Annotated in this window: 16 protein-coding genes; 12 read left to right on the forward strand and 4 right to left on the reverse strand. The window is 70.2% G+C overall.

What is annotated here, in order from left to right:
• Positions 1-168: 168 nt before the first annotated feature.
• From map to truA, 8 genes are all read left to right on the forward strand, one after another.
• Positions 169-1005, forward strand: a complete 837-nt coding sequence (gene map, locus ACIQM0_RS21805) for a type I methionyl aminopeptidase (RefSeq protein ID WP_401289060.1) — start codon at positions 169-171, stop codon at positions 1003-1005.
• A 200-nt stretch (positions 1006-1205) separates the two neighbouring features.
• Entirely contained in the window at positions 1206-1427 is a 222-nt protein-coding gene (gene infA, locus ACIQM0_RS21810) for a translation initiation factor IF-1 (protein ID WP_014047798.1), read from the forward strand.
• Between the two features lie 60 nt (positions 1428-1487).
• A complete protein-coding gene (gene rpmJ / locus ACIQM0_RS21815) occupies positions 1488-1601 on the forward strand; it encodes a 50S ribosomal protein L36 (RefSeq protein WP_003956441.1) in 114 nt (37 codons plus the stop codon).
• Between the two features lie 194 nt (positions 1602-1795).
• On the forward strand, positions 1796-2176 hold the full coding sequence (gene rpsM / locus ACIQM0_RS21820; RefSeq protein WP_014047799.1) for a 30S ribosomal protein S13: 381 nt from the start codon (positions 1796-1798) through the stop codon (positions 2174-2176).
• Between the two features lie 105 nt (positions 2177-2281).
• Positions 2282-2686 (forward strand): 30S ribosomal protein S11, encoded by a 405-nt coding sequence (gene rpsK / locus ACIQM0_RS21825; protein ID WP_003956432.1) that lies wholly within the window; start codon positions 2282-2284, stop codon positions 2684-2686.
• 138 nt (positions 2687-2824) lie between these two features.
• Complete coding sequence (locus ACIQM0_RS21830; protein ID WP_024491600.1) at positions 2825-3847, forward strand: DNA-directed RNA polymerase subunit alpha; 1023 nt, start codon at positions 2825-2827, stop codon at positions 3845-3847.
• A 199-nt stretch (positions 3848-4046) separates the two neighbouring features.
• A complete protein-coding gene (rplQ, locus tag ACIQM0_RS21835) occupies positions 4047-4550 on the forward strand; it encodes a 50S ribosomal protein L17 (RefSeq protein ID WP_362966950.1) in 504 nt (167 codons plus the stop codon).
• Positions 4551-4638: 88 nt separating this feature from the next.
• The gene (truA, locus tag ACIQM0_RS21840; protein WP_401289063.1) at positions 4639-5493 is read left to right on the forward strand and encodes a tRNA pseudouridine(38-40) synthase TruA; all 855 of its coding nucleotides are present in this window, start codon (positions 4639-4641) and stop codon (positions 5491-5493) included.
• 21 nt (positions 5494-5514) lie between these two features.
• Here the strand turns inward: truA and ACIQM0_RS21845 are convergent, their stop codons facing one another.
• Together ACIQM0_RS21845 and ACIQM0_RS21850 are read right to left on the reverse strand one after the other, a co-directional pair.
• Entirely contained in the window at positions 5515-7395 is a 1881-nt protein-coding gene (locus ACIQM0_RS21845; protein WP_401289066.1) for a hypothetical protein, read from the reverse strand.
• A gap of 68 nt (positions 7396-7463) precedes the next feature.
• Complete coding sequence (locus ACIQM0_RS21850; protein ID WP_401289068.1) at positions 7464-8318, reverse strand: hypothetical protein; 855 nt, start codon at positions 8316-8318, stop codon at positions 7464-7466.
• Positions 8319-8385: 67 nt separating this feature from the next.
• Here ACIQM0_RS21850 and ACIQM0_RS21855 point away from each other — a divergent pair, with 67 nt between their 5' ends.
• The 4 genes from ACIQM0_RS21855 (at position 8386) to glmM (ending at position 13215) form a co-directional block, all read left to right on the forward strand.
• On the forward strand, positions 8386-10005 hold the full coding sequence (locus ACIQM0_RS21855; protein ID WP_401289070.1) for an ABC-F family ATP-binding cassette domain-containing protein: 1620 nt from the start codon (positions 8386-8388) through the stop codon (positions 10003-10005).
• Between the two features lie 662 nt (positions 10006-10667).
• Entirely contained in the window at positions 10668-11111 is a 444-nt protein-coding gene (gene rplM, locus ACIQM0_RS21860; protein ID WP_024490227.1) for a 50S ribosomal protein L13, read from the forward strand.
• Positions 11112-11155: 44 nt separating this feature from the next.
• Complete coding sequence (gene rpsI, locus ACIQM0_RS21865; protein WP_123461078.1) at positions 11156-11692, forward strand: 30S ribosomal protein S9; 537 nt, start codon at positions 11156-11158, stop codon at positions 11690-11692.
• Positions 11693-11856: 164 nt separating this feature from the next.
• Positions 11857-13215, forward strand: coding sequence for a phosphoglucosamine mutase (glmM, locus tag ACIQM0_RS21870; protein WP_363022036.1), 1359 nt, complete (start codon positions 11857-11859; stop codon positions 13213-13215).
• A gap of 42 nt (positions 13216-13257) precedes the next feature.
• On the opposite strand, the gene ACIQM0_RS21875 is transcribed toward glmM, so the two are convergent.
• Together ACIQM0_RS21875 and coaA are read right to left on the reverse strand one after the other, a co-directional pair.
• Positions 13258-14226 (reverse strand): DUF389 domain-containing protein, encoded by a 969-nt coding sequence (locus ACIQM0_RS21875; RefSeq protein ID WP_401289074.1) that lies wholly within the window; start codon positions 14224-14226, stop codon positions 13258-13260.
• A 28-nt stretch (positions 14227-14254) separates the two neighbouring features.
• The gene (gene coaA / locus ACIQM0_RS21880; RefSeq protein WP_385028731.1) at positions 14255-15250 is read right to left on the reverse strand and encodes a type I pantothenate kinase; all 996 of its coding nucleotides are present in this window, start codon (positions 15248-15250) and stop codon (positions 14255-14257) included.
• Between the last annotated feature and the right edge of the window lie 32 nt (positions 15251-15282).

Below are 15282 nucleotides of genomic sequence, written 5' to 3' on the forward strand. Positions count from 1 at the left end.
CTGGGCGGGGCGTTGGGGGCCAACCAGTCTCGCGGCGGGGGTGGTCCCCCCCCCGGCCGCCCGCGGGGGGGGGGGGGGGCCCCCCGGGGGCCCCCGCGCCCGACTGTTTGCGGCCGTATCGTGGAGTACGCCGCACCCGTCACCGTCCATGGAGAGAGGCGCCGCGCAATGGTGCAGATCAAGACCCCCGAGCAGATCGCGAAGATGCGTGAGGCGGGGCTGGTGGTCGCTGCCATTCACGCGGCCACGCGAGAGGCCGCGGTGCCCGGCGCCACCACGCTGGACCTGGACCAGGTCGCGCGCAAGGTGATCGCCGACCACGGTGCGAAGTCGAACTTCCTCGGGTACGGCGGATTCCCCGCGACGATCTGCACCTCGGTCAACGAGGTCGTCGTCCACGGCATCCCGGATGACAAGACCGTCCTCAAGGACGGCGACATCATCTCCATCGACGCCGGCGCGATCGTCGACGGCTGGCACGGCGACGCCGCGTACACGGCCTTCGTCGGCACCGGTCACGCTCCGGAGCTCGTCGAGCTGTCCCGGGTGACGGAGGAGTCGATGTGGGCCGGCATCGCCGCGATGAAGGTGAACAACCGCCTCGTCGACATCTCGAAGGCGATCGAGTCCTACATCCGCCGCCAGCCCCGCCCGTCGAGCGGCAAGTACGGGATCGTCGAGGACTACGGCGGCCACGGCATCGGCACCGAGATGCACATGGACCCGCACGTGCTGAACTACGTCGCGCGCAAGCGCGGCAAGGGCATCAAGCTGGTGCCCGGTGTCTGCCTGGCCATCGAGCCGATGGTCTCCCTCGGCACCGCACGCACCGAGGTGCTCGCCGACGAGTGGACCGTCCTCACGACCGACGGCAGCTGGTCCTCCCACTGGGAGCACTCCATCGCGCTCACGGAGCAGGGCCCGCTGGTGCTCACCGCGCCGGACTGCGGCCGCGAGAGGCTGGCACAGTACGGCGTGGAGGCGGCGCCGGACCCGCTGGGCTGAATGATCCGCACCGTGCCCGCCGGGGTGATTGGCGGTGGCGCGGAGGTCTAAGGATCTCCCACGGTGGGCAAACTTGACGGATTCGTCTTTTGGAGTCCGCTGACGTAGACTGACTCGTCGGCTCTCGTGCATCCGTGTGCCCGTATGTATGCACACGATTGTGCAGAGCCGATCAAGGTAGCCGATTCGAAAGGCGAAGCGTGGCCAAGAAGCAAGGTGCCATCGAAATTGAGGGCACCGTGATCGAGTCTCTCCCGAACGCCATGTTCAGGGTGGAGCTCCAGAACGGTCACAAGGTCCTCGCGCACATCAGCGGGAAGATGCGGATGCACTACATCCGAATCCTTCCCGATGACCGGGTCGTCGTGGAGCTCTCCCCGTACGACCTGACGCGTGGCCGGATCGTCTACCGCTACAAGTAGATCTTGCCCACATTCCGTTTCGGCGGGGTGCTGGCACTGACCCGGAGAACCTGACATCCCATGAAGGTCAAGCCGAGCGTCAAGAAGATCTGCGACAAGTGCAAGGTGATCCGCCGTCACGGTCGGGTCATGGTCATCTGCGACAACCTGCGCCACAAGCAGCGCCAGGGCTGACGCACGACCCCCTCGCATCTCGCAGTACTTCGCGCGACGCACGTAAACGTACATACGCAGTGCCCGTCCAAGCCACGGCTGACGACACCTCCGGCGGGGGCCGGAGACCCGGGCGTACCACCTCTCCCCGTGAGCGGTCGGCGATCGGGAGCGGCACTGCGGAAGACCCCCGAAATGACAACTGGAGCCATTGAATGGCACGCGTTTCAGGTGTTGACATCCCGCGCGAGAAGCGCGTGGAGGTTGCCCTCACCTACGTCTTCGGTATCGGGCGCACCCGGTCCAAGGAGATCCTCGCCACCACCGGCGTGAACCCGAACACCCGCGTTCGTGACCTGGCCGAGGAAGACCTGGTCAAGATCCGCGAGTACGTGGACGCCAACCTCCGCACCGAGGGTGACCTCCGCCGCGAGATCCAGGGCGACATCCGCCGCAAGATCGAGATCGGCTGCTACCAGGGCATTCGTCACCGCCGTGGTCTGCCGGTGCACGGTCAGCGCACCAGCACGAACGCGCGTACCCGCAAGGGCCCGCGTCGCGCGATCGCCGGTAAGAAGAAGCCGGGCAAGAAGTAGTCCTCAGCGGACGCACTGCGAACGTCCGGGTCCCCGGGCATCCGCAGCATCCAGCGGTCTTCGCTGTAGGACCGATCACCTCCCCTCTCCATCTGGAGTAAAGACATGCCCCCCAAGGGTCGTCAGGGCGCAGCCAAGAAGGTGCGTCGCAAGGAAAAGAAGAACGTCGCTCACGGCCACGCGCACATCAAGAGCACGTTCAACAACACCATCGTCTCGATCACGGACCCCTCGGGCAACGTGATCTCCTGGGCCTCCGCCGGCCACGTCGGCTTCAAGGGCTCGCGCAAGTCCACCCCCTTCGCCGCGCAGATGGCCGCCGAGTCGGCCGCCCGCCGCGCGCAGGAGCACGGCATGCGCAAGGTTGACGTCTTCGTGAAGGGTCCGGGCTCCGGCCGCGAGACCGCGATCCGCTCCCTCCAGGCCACGGGCCTCGAGGTCGGTTCGATCCAGGACGTCACCCCGACGCCGCACAACGGCTGCCGTCCGCCGAAGCGTCGCCGCGTCTGATCCGCAACGGCCGGTGACGGCCGTGCGTCAGTAGCGTGGGTACGGGCGGTATGCCCCCTACGGGGGTGTGCCGCCCGTATCCTTGTTTCATCTGTAGGACGTCAAATAGTGGGCGTCCACGACTGAAGGATTCACACCATGCTTATCGCTCAGCGTCCGTCGCTGACCGAAGAGGTCGTTGACGAGTTCCGTTCGCGGTTCGTCATCGAGCCCCTGGAGCCGGGTTTCGGCTACACGCTCGGTAACTCTCTTCGCCGTACGCTCCTCTCCTCGATCCCCGGTGCCGCTGTCACCAGCATCCGGATCGACGGCGTCCTGCACGAGTTCACCACCGTGCCGGGTGTCAAGGAGGACGTCACCGACCTCATCCTCAACATCAAGCAGCTGGTCGTCTCCTCGGAGCACGACGAGCCGGTCGTGATGTACCTGCGCAAGCAGGGTCCCGGCCTGGTCACCGCCGCTGACATCGCCCCGCCGGCCGGTGTCGAGGTCCACAACCCGGACCTCGTCATGGCCACGCTGAACGGCAAGGGCAAGCTGGAGATGGAGCTGACCGTCGAGCGCGGTCGCGGCTACGTCTCCGCCGTCCAGAACAAGCAGGTGGGCCAGGAGATCGGCCGGATTCCGGTCGACTCCATCTACTCGCCGGTGCTCAAGGTCACGTACAAGGTCGAGGCGACCCGTGTCGAGCAGCGCACCGACTTCGACAAGCTGATCGTCGACGTCGAGACCAAGCAGGCCATGCGTCCCCGTGACGCCATGGCGTCGGCCGGTAAGACCCTGGTCGAGCTGTTCGGTCTGGCGCGCGAGCTCAACATCGACGCCGAGGGCATCGACATGGGCCCGTCGCCGACGGACGCCGCGCTCGCTGCCGATCTGGCGCTGCCGATCGAGGAGCTGGAGCTCACGGTCCGCTCGTACAACTGCCTCAAGCGCGAGGGCATCCACTCCGTGGGTGAGCTCGTGGCCCGTTCCGAGGCCGACCTGCTCGACATCCGCAACTTCGGTGCGAAGTCGATCGACGAGGTCAAGGCGAAGCTGGCCGGTATGGGCCTGGCGCTGAAGGACTCGCCTCCCGGCTTCGACCCCACCGCCGCCGCGGACGCGTTCGGCGCGGACGACGACGCGGACGCGGGTTTCGTGGAGACCGAGCAGTACTAGTACGCCTCCGGCTGGGGTGCCCGGGTTCGCCGGGTGCCCCGGACCGGGCGAGGGCTCTGTCCTCAAGCGCCGGACGGGCTTGATATGCGGGTTTGATGTCGAGTGCGTGTGGCGGATGAATACTTCCGTGTGGCGACCGCCGCTCGGGAACTGACACCGGTACCTGATACGGCCGGTGCAGCACACAAGGAGAAATACCATGCCTCAGCCCGCCAAGGGCGCCCGTCTGGGCGGCAGCGCTGCGCACGAGAAGCACCTTCTCAACAACCTCGCGAAGGCGCTGTTCGAGCACGGCCGCATCACCACGACCGAGGCCAAGGCCCGCCGCCTGCGTCCGGTCGCCGAGCGTTTCATCACCAAGGCGAAGAAGGGCGACATCCACAACCGTCGCCTGGTGCTGCAGTCGATCACGGACAAGGGCATCGTGCACACGCTCTTCACCGAGATCGCCCCGCGGTACGAGAACCGCCCCGGTGGTTACACCCGTATCACCAAGATCGGCAACCGTCGTGGCGACAACGCCCCGATGGCCGTCATCGAGCTGGTCGAGGCCCTGACCGTGGCGCAGGCTGCCACCGGTGAGGCCGAGGCCGCCACAAAGCGTGCGGTCAAGGAAGACGCCCTCAAGAAGGACGAGACCCCGGTCGAGTCCGTCGAGGACGCCAAGCCGGCCGAGGCCGACGAGGAGTCGAAGGACGCCTGAGCGTTCTGAGACCACTGGACGGGCCCGCATCACCCTTCGGGGCGGTGCGGGCCCGTTCTGCTGTGTACGGATCTTGAGAGGATCGCTGGTGAGTGACGTAGTGGAGCCCGGGTTCGTACGGGTGCGGCTGGACCTGGCCTACGACGGCAAGGACTTCTCGGGCTGGGCGAAGCAGACCAGCCGGCGGACCGTCCAGGGGGAGATCGAGGACGCCCTGCGCACGGTGACCCGCTCCTCGCGGACGTACGACCTGACCGTGGCCGGGCGCACCGATGCCGGGGTGCACGCCCGTGGCCAGGTCGCGCACGTGGACCTGCCGGCCGAGGTGTGGGCCGAGCACGCGGACAAGCTGCTGCGGCGGATGGCCGGGCGGATGGCGCCCGATGTGCGGGTGTGGCGGATCGCGGAGGCGCCCGCCGGGTTCAACGCCCGCTTCTCGGCGCTGTGGCGCCGGTACGCCTACCGGGTGGCGGACCGGCCGGGCGGGGTTGATCCGCTGCTGCGGGGTCATGTCCTGTGGCACGACCGGCCGTTGGACATCGACGCGATGAACGAGGCGGCGGCGCGGATGACCGGGGAGCACGACTTCGCCGCGTACTGCAAGAAGCGCGAGGGTGCGACGACCATCCGCACGCTGCAGAAGCTGAGTTGGGTACGGGACGAGGCGTCCGGGATCATGACGGCGACCGTGCAGGCCGACGCGTTCTGCCACAACATGGTGCGGGCGCTGATCGGCGCGGCCCTGTTCGTGGGGGACGGGCGGCGCCCGGCGGCCTGGCCGGCCGAGGTGCTGGCGGCCCGGGTGCGGGACCCCGGGGTGCACGTGGTGCGGCCGCACGGGCTGACACTGGAGGAAGTCGCCTACCCGGCCGATGAGTTGCTGGCCGCGCGGGCGGTCGAGGCCCGTAACGTGCGGACCCTGCCGGGGGCCGGCTGCTGCTGAGCGGCGGGCCCGTACGGCGGGTCAGGCCGGGGAGCGGCGGCGTCGGCGCAGCGCGCCCGTGAGTGACGCCGCCGCGTACAGCGCCGCACCGCTCAGCACGGAGGCGCGGAGCCAGCCGATCCGCGGACTCCACCAGGCGAAGGCGGCCGCCTGGGTGAGGACCAGCAGCACCAGCGTCCGGACCAGCAGCCAGAACGGGCCGCGCGGGGGACGGGGCTCCGGCGGGTGGCCGCCGCTGCCCGAGGACATCGTGTCGCGCATCCCCGCCAGGAGTCCGCGCCGGGCCAGCACCCTGGCTCCGGGGAGCTCGCCGAGGACCTGGGTCTCGCCGCCGAAGCCCGGCGGTACGGGCGGCAGGCCCAGGGCCGTCACCAGGTCCTCCTGGTGCCCGGCCGGGTCGCCGGTGGCGCGCAGTATGTGGGCCAGGGGGCGCGGGTCGTCCCGCCGGTAGAGGTCAGCGAGGCTCTGCGCGGTGGCCCGGACCTCGGCGTGGTCGGGGGTGGGGGACTCGGTGTGCCAGGTGTGCGTGGCGTGCGTCCGGCCCTGGTGGAGGGCGGTGATGCTGCTGCGTCCCGGGGCGCGGTGCAGGACCAGGGCCGGCCAGCTCTCCCCGGTCGTGAAGGTCTCGGCCGCCGAGGTCAGGGGCTCCTCGGGGAGCAGCGCCGCACGCCGGCTGCGGACGGCCTCCGGGACCACCTCGACGTAGCTGGAGCCCTCGCCGGCCGGGGCCGTGCGCAGGGAGTAGCCGCAGAGCAGGGCAGCCTGGGCGACCTCGGCCGGGGGAGCGGGCACGATGGCGACCGCCCGCGGGGCCAGCTCCGCCCAGTCCGGGGTGTCCGTGCCGGTGGCGGGCGGTTCGGGCGGGCGGCCGAAGAACGGGACCTGCGCGGCGAGGTCGAGCCGGACGTCCGAGCGGGCTTCGAGGAACTCGGCGCGGGGGTCGCCGAGCCGGGCCCAGGGGAACTCCGTGGCGTGCACCCCGATGGCCCGGAACGCGTCGAGGGCCTCGGCCGGGCGGTCCGCCATGATCAGCAGCAGGGCCAGTTCGTTGCGGAAGCCGGCCGCCTCGGGTTCGCCCGCCGGGTAGCTGTCGGAGAGGCCCAGGGCCCGGGTGAGGGCCGCCTCGGTCTCGGGGCCGTACGGCTCGTGGGTGTGTGGCTCGTGCGGCTCGTCCTGTACGGAGAGCCGGTACTCCAGTGCGGCCCGGAGCGGCAGCGCGTGCAGCTTCGAGCCGGGCGGGGCCGATGCCGCCACCCGCTCCGCGTACCGGAACATCTCCTCGTGCGAGCCGTGCCACTTGGCGCACAGGTACTGGAGGGCCTGCTGGTGGCAGCCGGAATGGTGGGGGTCGCGGGCCCGTGCCTCGGCCAGATACGCGTCGAACACCTCGCGCGGGGCCTGGATGCCGCGGGCGTGCGCGAGGGCGATGCGCCACGGGACCGGGTCGGCGGGGTTCAGCTCGGCCGCGGCGCCGATCACCGGTACGGCGTCCTCCAGCAGCGCGAAGAAGGCCTGGAACCGGTCGTGTTCCACGTCCTCGGCGCCGGCGTCCGTCCGTATCCGCCAGGCCTGCCGGAGCTGGAAGTCGGCCACCACGAGGATCGCGTCCGGGTCCGCGGGCGCCTCCTGGACCCAGCTCTCCAGCCAGCCGTCGTGGTGCAGCGCGGTCCGGGCCAGCCGGTTCACGTAGGCGTCCCTGCGCTCCCACTGGGCGTGTGTCCGGGTGGCGGCGAGGAGCTCACGGGCCGGTGCGTGGTCACCGGCCACCGCCGCGGCGAGGGCGGCGCGCAGCGGGGCGTCCGGCGCGTCGAGGGTCACGGCCTCGTCGGGCGCGAGGTCGGCGCCGATCGCGTCGCGGTGGCGCACGACGCGCAGGAACGCGAGCGGGTGGGCGAGGCGCACAGCGGCAGATCCTCCGTATCCGGATGAGGTGACTGGACGGAGTGGCCGAACGGGGCGGCGGGCCGGGGTCAGGTGGTGGAGGCGGTGGCCGCTGCCGAGGCCTGGACCTCGCCGCGGTGGCGGATCTGCCGGAACGTGAAGTTCGTCAGGTCGTTGCCGACGGCGAACACGTTCGCGTCGGCCTTGGTGACGCTCTTGCCGCTGGTGAACCCGCCGACCGTGAAGTAGGCGTACCGGCCGTAGGAGTTGGCCGTACGACGGCAGACGGCGCCGCCGCGGCAGAAGGTCGGCACACCCGAGCCGCTCAGCGACGCCATGCCGCCGGAGGCCTGCTGGGCGGCCTTCTTGGCCTGGGCCTCGGTCTCGAAGACCGCCAGCCCGATGGTCACGGCCACGCCGCTGCGGCTGTACGTGGCACGGATGACCTGGTCGCAGCCGTTGGCGGCGAGGATCGAGCCCAGTGCGCCCTGGGTGGTCGCGGCGCAGTTCGTGGTGCGGTTCGTGGCGCCCTTGGCGTAGAGGCGGTCGCCCATCCTCAGCTGCTTGCCGGGGAAGAAGGCGTCGGCGGTGACGGGCGCCCGGTCCTTCTTCACGTCGGATATGTAGTCCTTCGGGTCCGGCGGGGGCGGCGGCTCCACCGAGGAGAAGGACGGCTCGGGCTGCGCCGTCTCGCTCGGCAGATCGGTCGCCGACGGCAGCTGGCTCGCGTTCTTCCCGCCGGACGCGGCGGAGTCGTCCTTGTTGGTCGAGATGACCGCGGTGGCCACGATCGCGGCGACCGCGGCGGTGGCGACCGCGCCCCCGCCGATCGTCAGCCACCTCTTGCGTCTGGTCCGCGCCGCGGACTGCTCGGCCAGCGCCGCCCAGTCCGGAGTCCCGTTGTCGCCCGGCCCCCAGGAGGGCCCCCCTTGCCCAAAGCTCATGCGGCGAATCCTAGACGGAACACAAACCGGTTGGGCCAGAGCTTCGCGGGCCGTGACAATGCTGTACATGGGACATCTTGAAGCAGGCCATCTGGAGTACTACCTACCGGACGGGCGGGTGCTGCTCGGCGATGCTTCGTTCCGTGTGGCGGACGGGGCGGTGGTCGCCCTCGTCGGCGCGAACGGCGCCGGGAAGACCACACTGCTGCGGCTGCTCGCCGGGGAGCTCCAGCCGCACGGCGGCTCCGTATCGGTGAGCGGCGGGCTCGGGGTGATGCAGCAGTTCGTCGGCTCGGTGCGCGACGAGCGCACGGTGCGCGACCTGCTGGTGTCCGTCGCCCAGCCCCGTATCCGGGAGGCCGCGCGGGCCGTCGACCTGGCCGAGGAGAAGATCCTCAGCGTCGACGACGAGGCCGCGCAGATGGCGTACGCGCAGGCGCTGAGCGACTGGGCGGAGGCGCGCGGGTACGAGGCCGAGACGGTCTGGGACATGTGCACGACGGCGGCGCTCGGCGTCCCGTACGAGAAGGCGCAGTGGCGCGAGGTGCGCACGCTCTCCGGCGGTGAGCAGAAGCGGCTGGTGCTGGAGGCGCTGCTGCGCGGGCCCGACGAGGTCCTGCTGCTCGACGAGCCGGACAACTATCTGGACGTCCCCGGAAAGCGGTGGCTGGAGGAGAAGCTGAAGGAGACCCGTAAGACGGTCCTCTTCGTCTCCCACGACCGGGAGCTGCTGTCCCGGGCCGCCGAGAAGATCGTCAGCGTGGAGCCCAGCGCGGCCGGCAGCGACGTATGGGTGCACGGTGGCGGATTCGCCACGTACCACCAGGCCCGCAAGGAGCGGTTCGCGCGCTTCGAGGAACTGCTGCGGCGCTGGGAGGAGGAGCACGCCCGGCTGAAGGCGCTCGTCCTGCGGATGCGGCAGCAGGCGGCGAACAGCCCCGACATGGCGAACCGCTACCACGCGATGCAGACCCGGTTCAAGAAGTTCGAGGACGCGGGCCCGCCGCCGGAGCCGCCGCGCGAGCAGGACATCAGGATGCGGCTGCGCGGCGGCCGGACCGGGATGCGGGCGGTGACCTGCAAGAACCTGGAGCTGACCGGCCTGATGAAGCCGTTCGACCTGGAAATCTTCTACGGGGAGCGGGTCGCCGTCCTCGGTTCGAACGGGTCGGGCAAGTCGCACTTCCTGCGGCTGCTGGCCGGCGAGCCGGTGGCGCACACGGGGGAGTGGAAGCTCGGGGCGAGGGTGGTGGCCGGCCACTTCGCGCAGACCCACGCCCACCCGGAGCTGCTCGGCAAGACACTCGTCGAGATCCTGTGGACGGAGCAGGCGAAGGACCGGGGCGGCGCGATGTCCGTGCTGCGGCGGTACGAGCTGGAGCGGCAGGGGGACCAGCCCTTCGAGAAGCTGTCCGGCGGACAGCAGGCCCGGTTCCAGATCCTGCTCCTGGAGCTGTCCGGCACGACCGCGCTGCTGCTGGACGAGCCGACGGACAACCTGGACCTGGAGTCGGCGGAGGCCCTCCAGGACGGTCTCGAGGTCTACGACGGGACGGTGATGGCCGTCACGCACGACCGGTGGTTCGCGAAGTCCTTCGACCGGTATCTGGTCTTCGGCTCGGACGGGGTCGTCCGGGAGACGGCGGAGCCGGTGTGGGACGAGCGGCGGGTGTCGCGAGCGCGGTGACGCGCTTGGCGGGTGCGGGGTTCCTGGGTGCGGGTCTTTGTCCTCAATCGCCGGACGGGCTTGATTGTGCGGGTGCCCCCGCAGGGGTGCGCTCTGCGCGGTGGGTGGGGGGTGGTGCCCCTCCGGGGCGTCTCCTCGGAAATGGCGTGTTCACCCGGGTACGCGGGGGACCCGGGTCGTACGCCATTTCCTGCGGGGACTCCCCTGCACGTCCCCACCCCTGCATCGTGCGCTTCTGCACACCGGCGAAGCTGCTGCCGCAGACGCGGGACGACGAACAGATACCCGGGTCCCTCGCGTACCCGCCGAACGTTCGTCGTCCGAGGAGACGCCCACCCGCACGCCAGGCGCACCCCTGCGTGGCACCCGCACAACCCAAGCCCGTCCGGCGATTGAGGACGGAAGCCCTGGCCCGGACCGGGGCGGGAACCGTTCCCGGGGGTGCGTTTTGACCCGTCCGGGGCGGGGCGGGTACTGTCGGGGATTGTTATACGTATTGGCTTCGTCGTTCTCACGCGAAGGGCCCTTACGTAGGTTCTCTGGAGCAGTTACCAGTGGCTCGCATACGGGCAGCGTCCCGGCACTGTGGGCCCCAGCTGCATGGTCGCTTCAGAGGTGCCGTGTGTCTGGACCCCATCCACTGAAGAAGCGAAGGCTACGAAGTGCGTACGTACAGCCCCAAGCCCGGCGATGTCACTCGCCAGTGGCACATCATTGACGCGGAGGACATCGTCCTCGGCCGTCTGGCCACCACGGCTGCGAACCTCCTCCGAGGCAAGCACAAGGCGATTTACGCCCCCCACATGGACATGGGCGACTTCGTCATCATCATCAACGCCGAGAAGGTTCACCTCTCCGGCAACAAGAAGACCCAGAAGATGGCCTACCGCCACTCCGGGTTCCCGGGCGGCCTGCGCTCCGTGCGCTACGACGAGCTTCTCGCGAAGAACCCCGAGAAGGCTGTCGAGAAGGCCATCAAGGGCATGATCCCCAAGAACACTCTGGGTCGCCAGATGATCTCGAAGCTCAAGGTCTACGCGGGTGACCAGCACCCGCACGCTGCGCAGCAGCCGGTCCCGTTCGAGATCACCCAGGTCGCGCAGTAGTTCCGGCCTCCCCCTAAGACGTACAGAAAGATCTGAGGAGAATCGTGGCCGAGACCACTGCAGAGACGCCCGTCGAGGGCACCGAGGTCACCGAGGGCGAAGAGACCTTCGCCGAGGTGACCACCTTCGAGTCCGAGGTGCCCGTCGAGGGCGAGTACACCTCGGAGTCGCTCGTGGGCCGCTTCGGCGACCCGCAGCCCGCGGCCGGCCTTGGCCGTCGCAAGAACGCCATCGCCCGCGTCCGGATCGTTCCGGGCACCGGCAAGTGGAAGATCAACGGTCGCACCCTTGAGGACTACTTCCCCAACAAGGTGCACCAGCAGGAAGTCAACGAGCCCTTCAAGGTGCTCGAGCTCGACAACCGCTACGACGTCATCGCCCGCATCTCGGGTGGCGGCGTTTCGGGTCAGGCCGGCGCCCTGCGCCTCGGCGTCGCCCGCTCGCTCAACGAGGCGGACGAGGACAACAACCGCGCCACGCTGAAGAAGGCCGGCTTCCTCTCCCGCGACGACCGTGCGGTCGAGCGCAAGAAGGCCGGTCTCAAGAAGGCCCGTAAGGCCCCGCAGTACAGCAAGCGCTAAACCGCCTGCTCATTCGCGTTACCCGTTCGCCCCGGCGGCACACCTCGTGCTGCCGGGGCGTTCGTTTATTGACAGCCTCGGGCATATAACGGCATAAGACGTTCATACGCCCGTGGATTGTCTGGTCTGTTTTTTGCGTTTCGGAGCACCTTCGGAGGACACCAGTGGGACGACTCTTCGGCACGGACGGCGTGCGCGGTGTCGCCAATGCGGACCTGACGGCTGAGCTCGCGCTCGGCCTCTCGGTCGCTGCGGCGCACGTGCTGGGCGAAGTGGGCACTTTCGAGGGCCACCGGCCGACGGCCGTGGTCGGCCGGGATCCCCGTGCCTCCGGAGAGTTCCTGGAGGCCGCCGTGGTGGCGGGCCTCGCCAGCGCGGGCGTCGACGTCCTGCGCGTCGGCGTGCTGCCGACCCCGGCAGTGGCCTACCTCACCGGTGCGCTGGGCGCGGACATCGGTGTGATGCTCTCCGCCAGCCACAACGCGATGCCGGACAACGGGGTCAAGTTCTTCGCCCGCGGCGGCCACAAGCTCGCCGACGAGCTGGAGGACCGCATCGAGACGGTCTACGAGCAGCACCGCACCGGCGCGCCGTGGGCCCGTCCCACCGGGGCCGGAGTGGGCCGGATCAGCGACTACGCCGAGGGCTTCGACCGCTACGTCGCTCACCTCATCGGCGTACTGCCCAACCGGCTCGACGGCCTGAAGGTCGTACTCGACGAGGCGCACGGCGCCGCCGCCCGCGTCTCGCCCGAGGCGTTCGCCCGCGCCGGGGCCGAGATCGTCACGATCGGCGCGGACCCGGACGGCCTGAACATCAACGACGGCTGCGGCTCCACGCACCTGGAGCTGCTCCGCGCCGCCGTCGTCGAGAACGGCGCCGACCTCGGCATCGCGCACGACGGCGACGCCGACCGCTGCCTGGCCGTGGACAGTGCCGGCGAGGAGATCGACGGCGACCAGATCCTGGCCGTCCTCGCCCTCGCCATGCGCGACGCCGGACAGCTCCGCAAGGGCACCGTGGTCGGCACCGTGATGTCGAACCTCGGCTTCAAGATCGCCATGGAGCGGGAGGGCATCCAGCTCGTCCAGACCGCGGTCGGTGACCGTTACGTACTGGAGTCGATGAAGGCCGAGGGCTACGCCCTGGGCGGCGAGCAGTCCGGCCACGTCATCGTCCTGGACCACGCCACGACCGGCGACGGCACGCTGACCGGCCTGATGCTGGCGGCCCGGGTCGCCGCCACCGGCCGTACGCTCGCCGAGCTGGCCGGTGTGATGGAGCGCCTGCCGCAGGTGCTCATCAACGTGCCGGACGTCGACAAGTCCCGGGTGGCCACCTCCCCGGAGCTGGCCACGGCCGTGGCCGAGGCCGAGCGCGAGCTGGGCGCCACCGGACGGGTGCTGCTGCGCCAGTCGGGCACGGAGCCGCTGGTACGGGTCATGGTCGAGGCGGCCGACATCGAGCAGGCGCGCGCGGTGGCCGGCCGGCTGGCCGACGTGGTGAAGTCCGCGCTGGGTTAGGGGCGAGAGCCATGAGGGGCCGCCCGCTCACCGCACGCCCGCCTACGCCCGCGTGCCGTGAGCGGGCAGCTTCGGGTGGACCCGCTGGTGGCGCCGGGCCGTCCGCCACAGGGCCTTCTGCGCCAGCAGCGTCAGCGTCCCCGCGAGCACGATGCCGCCGAGGTTCGCCGCCAGCTGCTGCGTGGAGCCGGTCATCTGGTGGTAGTCGCTGTAGCTGAACGCCACCGCGGCATTGGCGGCGGCCGGCACGGTCGTCACCGAGATCGCGACCCCGATCAGCGCCCCGGACTTCGCCGAGGTCAGGGAGAGCGTCCCGGCGATGCCCGCCAGGAACGCCACCACGAACGACAGCCAGTCCGGCTGCCAGACGAACGCCGTGTTGGGCCGCTTCGCCTCGATCATCGCGGCGTCGAACAGCCCGAAGGCGTCCATCAGCCAGGCGAAGCCCGCCGTCAGCACCATCGCGATGGCGAAGCCGCCGACCAGCGCCCACAGCGAGCGCCACACCAGGCGCGGGGCGCGCTGCACCAGCGCCGTGGAGATCCCGGCCAGCGGGCCGAACTCCGGGCCCACCGCCATCGCGCCCACGATCAGGATCGCGTTGTCGAGCATCACACCGCAGGCGGCGAGCATCGTCGCGACCGCGAGGAACGACACATAGGTGACGCTGAACGTCGACTCCTCGTGGGTCGCCTCCGTCAGCTCCTCCCACAGCACCGCGTCCGCGCCCTCGCCCGGTGCCTCCTCCTCGGCCCGGTCGGCGCGCGCCGAGAGCGTCAGGTCCATGTTCTCCAGGGTGATCGACCCGTACCTGTCGACCCCGAGCCGCCGCAGCTCCGCGATCAGCTCGTCGCCCGCCTCGCGCGCCACGTCGCACAGCACCATGTCACCGACCGGATCACGCGAGGCCCCCGGCAGCACCACGAGGTGGGCCGTGCCGACGGTCCGCTCCAGCAGGTCCGCCACCTCGTCGGTGTGCGCGGTGGGGACGAGCAGACGCAGATGCAGCACAACGGGCTCCTCAGGTGATTCCCGCGCCTCATAGCTTGCGCAGGGACAGCCGCTGGACCTTGTGGTCGGGGCCCTTGCGGAGCACCAGGGTGGCACGGCCCCGGGTCGGCGCGACGTTCTCCACGAGGTTCGGCTTGTTGATGGTCCGCCACATCGTCGCCGCGTACTCCATCGCCTCCGCCTCGGAGACCTGGGTGTACTTGCGGAAGTACGACGACGGGTCCTGGAACGCCGTCGCGCGCAGCTTGCGGAAGCGGTTGAGGTACCAGGTCTCGATGTCCTCGGGCCGCGCGTCCACGTACACGCTGAAGTCGAAGTAGTCGGCGAGCCCGACCCTGGTCCGGCCGTCCTTGCCGGGCAGCGCGGGCTGGAGCACGTTCAGCCCCTCGACGATGAGGATGTCGGGGCGCCGCACGGTGAGCCGCTCGCCGGGCACGATGTCGTAGATCAGGTGCGAGTAGACGGGGGCCGTCACCTCGTCCTTGCCCGCCTTGATGTCGGCGACGAAACGGGTGAGGGCGCGCCGGTCGTAGGACTCCGGGAAGCCCTTGCGCGACATCAGCCCGCGCGCGTGGAGCTCCTTCATCGGCAGCAGGAACCCGTCCGTCGTCACCAGCTCCACCCGCGGGTGCTCGGGCCAGCGGGCCAGCAGCGCCTGGAGGATACGGGCGCTGGTCGACTTCCCCACGGCGACACTGCCCGCGACGCCTATGACGAACGGGGTGCCGCGCTGCGCGCCCTGCCCGTTGCCCGCGTCCCCGAGGAAGGTGTTCAGCGCGCCACGCAGCTCGGAGGTGGCCTGCACGTACAGGTTGAGGAGCCGGGAGAGCGGCAGATAGACGTCCCGCACCTCGTCCAGGTCGATGACGTCCCCGAGCCCGCGCAGCCGCTCCACCTCCTCGGCGGTCAGCGGCAGCGGCGTCTTGTCCCGCAGCGCGCTCCACTCCGCTCGGGAGAGGTCGACGTACGGCGTCGCGGCGTGCTCGGCGCGTCGGTTCGTGCTCCGTGCGGGCGAAGTGATCACGGGGCCATTGTTACGGGAGTTCGAACGGAGTG

The sequence above is a fragment of the Streptomyces sp. NPDC091387 genome, from assembly GCF_044756945.1.
Lineage (GTDB): Bacteria > Actinomycetota > Actinomycetes > Streptomycetales > Streptomycetaceae > Streptomyces.